Source organism: Lacisediminimonas sp., from assembly GCF_030645335.1.
Taxonomy (GTDB): Bacteria; Pseudomonadota; Gammaproteobacteria; order Burkholderiales; family Burkholderiaceae_D; genus Lacisediminimonas.
This window is the reverse complement of the sequence record NZ_JAUSNH010000089.1, coordinates 1-6,097: the sequence shown is the minus strand read 5'-3', so window position 1 is coordinate 6,097 and position 6,097 is coordinate 1. Positions and strand designations below refer to the sequence as shown.

Here is a 6,097-nt window from a genome sequence, read left to right as displayed (position 1 = left end):
GCCAGAACATTCTGTTTCTGCCCTCCTTGTCGCCGATAACGTATGAAGGCTTTTCCAGCCAGAAACAATGCGGGCTTGGGAATTTCCATCATCGTCAGGCCCAGGTCATCGACCGTGCGATCCAGCGCCTCAGCGGTGGAGAAAGTCAGTGAGAGTTCCGAGTAGATGATCGGGTTGATGGCCAGTCGATGGATCTGCGACTGGGCCCGCAATTGGCCAATGGACCAGTCCGCCCACTCCGGGTCGTTCTCCAGAACGTCGACCAGTACATTGGTGTCGACGATAAGCATCAGTCGTCACCGCGCAGCAACGTCATCAGATCATCGGTGCGCCATTTGATGTCGGCCTTGCCCCGTGCGGCCTCGAAGCGGTCATGCTTGCGGCTCGATCGCGCACCTGCCTTGTGAATGACTACCTCGCCATCGCGATTGACGGAAAAATCCACGGAGCAACCTGGTGCCAGGTTCAGTGCGTCGCGAATCTGCTTTGGGATGGTGACCTGGCCCTTGCTGGTAAGGGTCGTCGACATGTCGCGCCTCCTTATGTATTACACGTTTTTTTATTGTAATACTCGGTGGGCGGGTATGCAATCCGCACGTATCGCCGTGTTAGCCCCAAGTAGTAATGTCCCCTTGCTGCGTCAAGCGCCAAGCAGGCGGCGAGCAAGTACGGTTTGCATGTCACGCCGTCCGTCCGCAATCAGGTAAATGATGACCTGGCTGCCTGTGACACGGTAGATCACGCGGTAAGGCATGAAGAAGGTCTGGCGGTATTCTTTGATACCAAGCCCGACCAGTTCCTTCGGGTAGCTACCGCGTTCTGGGAATTTCGACAGGCTCTGCACAACGTCCATCAATGCATCTAACGCATGGATGGCGTTGGCGACGCAGTCGAATTCGCAGATGTAGTCGTGGATGGCCTCCAAGTCCTGCTCCGCACCCTCGGTGAGCAGGACTTCAAACTGGACAGATGTACCTGCCATCAGGCGGGGGCTCGCTTGGCGCGGAGGCGGGCAACGACATCGGCCACAGGCTTGACCTTGCCAGCGGCCACATCCTGATTGCCCAGCGCAAGGATTTTTAGCAAGGCCAGTGTTTCTTGCGTCTCCTCGAACGAGGCGATGTCCTGTAGGACAGCCTTGGCTTCGCCGTTTTGGGTGATGACCATCGGTTCACGCTGCTGCGCGAGGTGCGTCAAAACCTCGGCCGCGTTGGCTTTGAGATAGCTGATGGGCTTGATTTGTGATGAGTAGCGCATGGTAGACCTCCAATCTTGAATTGGACTTAATTTAGTCTTTTTATGGTCGCATGACAAGGGATGGAGACGACCTCAGGAGAATTCGTCATCATTGCGCGGGCACATCAGAAGCCACCCTGTACCCCATCGCCCGGTAGCCGCGCTTCCGTTTGTCCCACATTCGCGCGGGTTTGAATCGGCGTTTCGTCAACACGAAAAAATACCACCCTGCGGGTGGCATCTTTTCGTGTTGGTGGAGGCGGCGGGAATCTCCCGGTCTTCGCGCTTGCAAGCGCGAATCCGCTTCGGCGGCGACGAGCATGCTCGTCGAAACCTCGCCTTCGCCCCGCGTCCCGCGGGTTCGATCCAAGGTTTCGTCAACACGAAAAAATACCACCCTGCGGGTGGCATCTTTTCGTGTTGGTGGAGGCGGCGGGAATCGAACCCGCGTCCAAAGGTACTCTACAGACAGTTCTACATACTTAGCCTCGCCATTTGATTTAACCCCGGTCGCCGCGGACGGACACGCTGCGGTGAGGCGAGTGACCTATTGTTTAACGCTATCCCAAGCCACCCGGGTTAGCGCGATTCCTTGTGTATGACTCCGCTGCTGTTGCCAGCCCGCCCCAAGGAAGAGACGGTGCGGAGCTAGGCGGTTTTTAAGCGCCTAGGGGTGTCACGCAGCGAGTTTGAACTCTGGAGCGTGATTTGAGTCGTTTGCAGTTGTCTGCTTCTGGATGGATTTACGAGGTAACCAGTCCTCGGTATGCCCTGCGCTGCTTTGCAACCCCTGTCGAAACCAGGTCGCCCCCTGATAAAACTGAAACTTCAGAGTTCCTGTAGCTTACCGCAGATAAGGCTCCGGGGCGCGTTTTCAAGGCCCATCTTTGAATCGTGTGTGGCGACTTGTCCGTGTTGCCGGTCGAACAGATTGCCTGTTGTGCCTAGTCAGTCAGCGACAGACTGCGCAATCAATTCGATGATCCCGAGTGGCGAGTCGATGATGCAATCGGCTTCCCAGGTCGTCGGGTCGCTGTCGCCACAATAGCCCCAGGCCGCTGCGATGGCGAACATGCCGGCTGCTTTTGCGGCTTGCATGTCACGCAGGTCGTCGCCGACATACCAGCAATGCGCTGCATCCAGGCCGATGCGTCGGGCCGCTTCCAGCAACGGAGCCGGATGGGGCTTTGGATGGGGTGTGGTGTCGCCGGAGATGACGCAAGCGGCATGACCGAGACCGATCAGCGGAATCAACAGGTCAGTCAAACGGGCAGCCTTGTTGGTGACTACGCCCCATTGGATGCTTTTTAGCCGAAGTTGGCTTAATAATGGCTCAACGTCGTCGAATAGGGTGCTTTTGTCAGCTATCGCGGCGGTATAGTTGTCCAGGAAGGCGAGCCGCAGCGGTTCGTATTCGTCGTGCCCAGGGGCAATGCCGAAAGCCGCGCCGATCAGGCCACGGGCGCCGTGCGAGGCGAGCGGCCGCAATGTTTCATAGGGAGCGGGCGCCAGGCCGCGATCGGTGCGCAGCTTGTTGACGGCGGCGGCCAGATCGGGTGCGGTATCGGCCAGGGTGCCATCCAGGTCAAACAGGACGGCGCGCGGCGTGGACTGGGCAAAGGTGCTCATTGTCATGCTCATGGTGCGGGTTCAGTACGGAGGCGGGCGACTGTGTGTCAGGGTCAGGCGGGGCGGCGGCAGGCCATCAGGTAATTGACGCCGGTATCCTGGTTGAGCGAATACATCCTGGAGAGCGGGTTGTAGGTCAGGCCTTTCATGGCGTCCAGTTCCAGACCGGCATGGCGTACATAGCAGCTCAGTTCTGCTGGCTTGATGAATTTGCCAAAGTCATGGGTACCCTTGGGAAGCAGGTTCAGAACGTACTCGGCGCCGATGATCGCAAACAGATAGGACTTCGGATTGCGGTTGATGGTCGAGAAAAAGACGTGACCACCCGGGCGTACCAGCGTGGCGCAGGCATGCACGATCGCTTCCGGGTCGGGCACGTGCTCCAGCATTTCCATGCAGGTGACAACGTCAAAACCGCCGGCTTCACGTGCCGCCATGTCTTCGGCCGAGATCAGTTCGTAGCGTACCTGCACGCCGGACTCCAGGCTGTGCAGGTCGGCGACCTTGAGCGCCTTTTCGGAGAGGTCGATGCCGGTGACATCAGCGCCCTTGCGCGCCATGGATTCGGCCAGTATGCCGCCACCGCAGCCGATGTCGAGAATCCGTGCGCCGCGCAGCGGGGCGCGCGCGTTCAACCATTCCAGCCGCAATGGATTGATTTCATGCAGTGGACGGAATTCGGAAGTGGGATCCCACCAGCGGTGAGCGAGATCGCTGAATTTTTGCAGTTCGGATGGGTCGGCGTTCATGCCTGACATCATAACCCAGGCTGTGATTTTCGCCTTGCGCCGGCAACGCGGTCCGAAGTATCGATAACGCTCCTCGGAAAGAACACTCGATCTTCCGACGTGCTCGGAGTGAGTCGGTTTGGCCCTGAGTTAATGCTTGTGCAATCGCAGCGCATTGCTACGGACGAAAAAAAACCCCGCCGAAGCGGGGTTCATTCCGACGAGTCGGAGATTACTTCTTGGTGCGTGTACCGACTACTTCGATTTCCACGCGGCGGTTTTTAGCGCGACCGGCGGATGTCTTGTTGTCAGCAACTGGCTGCTTCTCGCCTTTGCCTTCGGTGTAGACGCGATTGGCTTCGATACCTTTGGATATCAGATAGGCCTTCACGGCTTCAGCGCGGCGAACGGAGAGCTTCTGGTTGTACTTGTCAGTACCGATCGAGTCGGTGTGACCGACAGCGATGATGACTTCAAGGTTGATGTCCTTGAGCTTGGAAGTCATGTCGTCGAGCTTGGCTTTGCCTTCAGGCTTCAGGACTGACTTGTCGAAGTCGAAGAAGGCGTCAGCTGCGAACGTCACTTTCTCGGAAGTCGGGGCAGGAGCTGGCTTTGGTGCTGGTGCCGGAGCGACTGCAGCAGGAGCAGGAGCAGGAGCTGGCTTGGCTGCCGGAACGACTACTTTCGGTGCTTCCAGTGGCATGTCGCAGCCTGGGAATGCATCGGCCGGTGTCCAGTAACCAGTACGCACGCACAGGCCGTATGGTGTGGTCACGACTACGCCGCGCGTGTCCTGAACGTAGCCGCTGTAAGGCGTCTTGTTCATGACATTCGCGGTGTTAGCTGTTTGTGCGGTAGCAGAAGCGGCGGCAGCGACTGCGGTCGCAGCGAAGATGAGTTTTACTAACTTATTCATATTTCTCCTCTCGGGTGAGATCATTCGCAGCCTAACTGCGCAACTAATCAAAGTAAATTAAAGGTCAAGATTTGTTGGTTGAGGATATTACCATGCAGGTCGGGGTCGTATCATTAAAATATTACTTCAATGAAATACGCCATAACTCAGCATATTTTGCCATAGGGTCCGGCCGAGTCCGAAGCGCCACTGCAGACGGATTGCGCATTTTTGCATGCTGTCGCTATTTTGCAACATGTCAGCATGCCAATCTGACAATCAGTCGGATGCGGCATTGTCGCTTTACGCCAGCGCTTGGCCTTGCGTTTTAGCAAAGTATTGCGATTTGTCGGGCCAGTGCTTCCCTTGGGTGAGTCGCCGGCAATCGCTGCACGAGCTGTAATATTTCCATATAGCAATATTGCGCCGCCGCGTTTTGTCGCGAATTGTTGCTTTCTGCCGCCCTGGCCGGCCTGCTCGCTTGCAGAACCTGACGCCATTCCCGCCGCGAATATTGAGTATGTTCGGGCAAACCTGCCGGGTTCGGCGCCAAAGATCGAACGCCTGATCAAATGCGCTAGTCGGCGCGCTTGCCTGCATTCTCAGGCAAATGGCGTCCTTCCAGTCCGGAATGGCGGATGGTCGCGTGCTAAAATCGGACGCTTTCCCGCATCGTGGTGCGCGTTGTGGTCTGCCGACTGCTGCGATCGCCCTTTTCGTCACTGAACTACCGGCCCGACATGGATCAATTCGCAAAAGAGACTATCCCGATTTCACTCGAAGAGGAGATGCGCAAGAGCTATCTCGACTACGCGATGAGCGTTATCGTTGGCCGCGCGCTGCCTGATGTCCGCGACGGATTGAAGCCAGTCCATCGCCGCGTACTGTATGCGATGCACGAGACGAACAATGTCTGGAACCGGCCGTATGTGAAGTGCGCCCGCGTCGTCGGCGAGGTGATGGGTAAATACCATCCCCACGGCGACCAGGCGATTTACGACACGCTGGTGCGGATGGCGCAGGACTTTTCGCTGCGTTACACGCTGGTCGATGGCCAGGGCAATTTCGGTTCGATCGATGGCGACAATGCGGCTGCCATGCGATACACCGAGTGCCGGCTTGACAAGATTGCCGGCGAGTTGCTGGCTGATATCGAGAAAGACACGGTCGATTACGTGCCGAACTACGATGGCAAGGAGCGCGAGCCTTCCGTGTTGCCCACGCGCGTGCCCAATCTGCTGATCAACGGTTCGTCCGGTATTGCAGTCGGCATGGCGACCAATATCCCGCCGCACAACCTGTCCGAGGTGGTGGCCGGCGCGCTGCATGTGCTGAACAACCCGAACTGCACGATCGATGAATTGATCGAGCTGATCCCGGCGCCCGACTTTCCGACGGCGGGCATCATTTATGGCATATCCGGGGTACGCGATGGTTATCGCACAGGCCGCGGCCGGCTGGTCATGCGTGCCAAGACGCACTTCGAAGACACGCGCGAAAACCGCCCTGCGATCATCGTCGACGAGTTGCCTTACCAGGTCAACAAGAAGTCCCTGCTCGAGCGCATCGCTGAACTGGTGCGCGACAAGAAGCTGGAAGGGATTTCCGA

The 6,097-nt window shown here is 57.6% G+C and carries 8 protein-coding genes and 1 other RNA gene; 1 reads left to right on the top strand and 8 read right to left on the bottom strand.

What is annotated here, in order from left to right:
- The 8 genes from Q7T64_RS06350 to ompA form a co-directional block, all read right to left on the bottom strand.
- On the bottom strand, nt 1-290 hold a 290-nt coding region (locus Q7T64_RS06350; protein WP_304792985.1), incomplete at its 3' end, for a type II toxin-antitoxin system VapC family toxin.
- Nucleotides 290-529, bottom strand: a complete 240-nt coding sequence (locus tag Q7T64_RS06345; RefSeq protein WP_304792982.1) for an AbrB/MazE/SpoVT family DNA-binding domain-containing protein — start codon at nt 527-529, stop codon at nt 290-292. The genes Q7T64_RS06350 and Q7T64_RS06345, both read right to left, overlap by 1 nt.
- A gap of 111 nt (nt 530-640) precedes the next feature.
- The gene (locus tag Q7T64_RS06340) at nt 641-982 is read right to left on the bottom strand and encodes a type II toxin-antitoxin system RelE/ParE family toxin (protein ID WP_304792980.1); all 342 of its coding nucleotides are present in this window, start codon (nt 980-982) and stop codon (nt 641-643) included.
- A complete protein-coding gene (locus Q7T64_RS06335; RefSeq protein ID WP_304792977.1) occupies nt 982-1,257 on the bottom strand; it encodes a type II toxin-antitoxin system Phd/YefM family antitoxin in 276 nt (91 codons plus the stop codon). The genes Q7T64_RS06340 and Q7T64_RS06335 overlap by 1 nt, the downstream gene beginning before the upstream one ends.
- A gap of 400 nt (nt 1,258-1,657) precedes the next feature.
- Nucleotides 1,658-2,048, bottom strand: a transfer-messenger RNA (tmRNA) gene (gene ssrA, locus Q7T64_RS06330).
- A 136-nt stretch (nt 2,049-2,184) separates the two neighbouring features.
- Complete coding sequence (locus tag Q7T64_RS06325; RefSeq protein WP_304792974.1) at nt 2,185-2,865, bottom strand: HAD family hydrolase; 681 nt, start codon at nt 2,863-2,865, stop codon at nt 2,185-2,187.
- A 53-nt stretch (nt 2,866-2,918) separates the two neighbouring features.
- Nucleotides 2,919-3,614 carry a bifunctional 2-polyprenyl-6-hydroxyphenol methylase/3-demethylubiquinol 3-O-methyltransferase UbiG gene (gene ubiG, locus Q7T64_RS06320; protein WP_304792971.1) on the bottom strand — a complete coding sequence of 232 codons (696 nt, stop codon included), beginning with the start codon at nt 3,612-3,614 and terminating at the stop codon, nt 2,919-2,921.
- Nucleotides 3,615-3,825: 211 nt separating this feature from the next.
- Nucleotides 3,826-4,509: an outer membrane protein OmpA gene (ompA, locus tag Q7T64_RS06315; RefSeq protein ID WP_304792968.1), complete on the bottom strand. Its 684-nt coding sequence runs from the start codon at nt 4,507-4,509 to the stop codon at nt 3,826-3,828.
- A gap of 719 nt (nt 4,510-5,228) precedes the next feature.
- Here ompA and Q7T64_RS06310 point away from each other — a divergent pair.
- The coding region (locus Q7T64_RS06310; protein ID WP_304792965.1) for a DNA gyrase subunit A at nt 5,229-6,097 on the top strand (869 nt) is incomplete at its 3' end.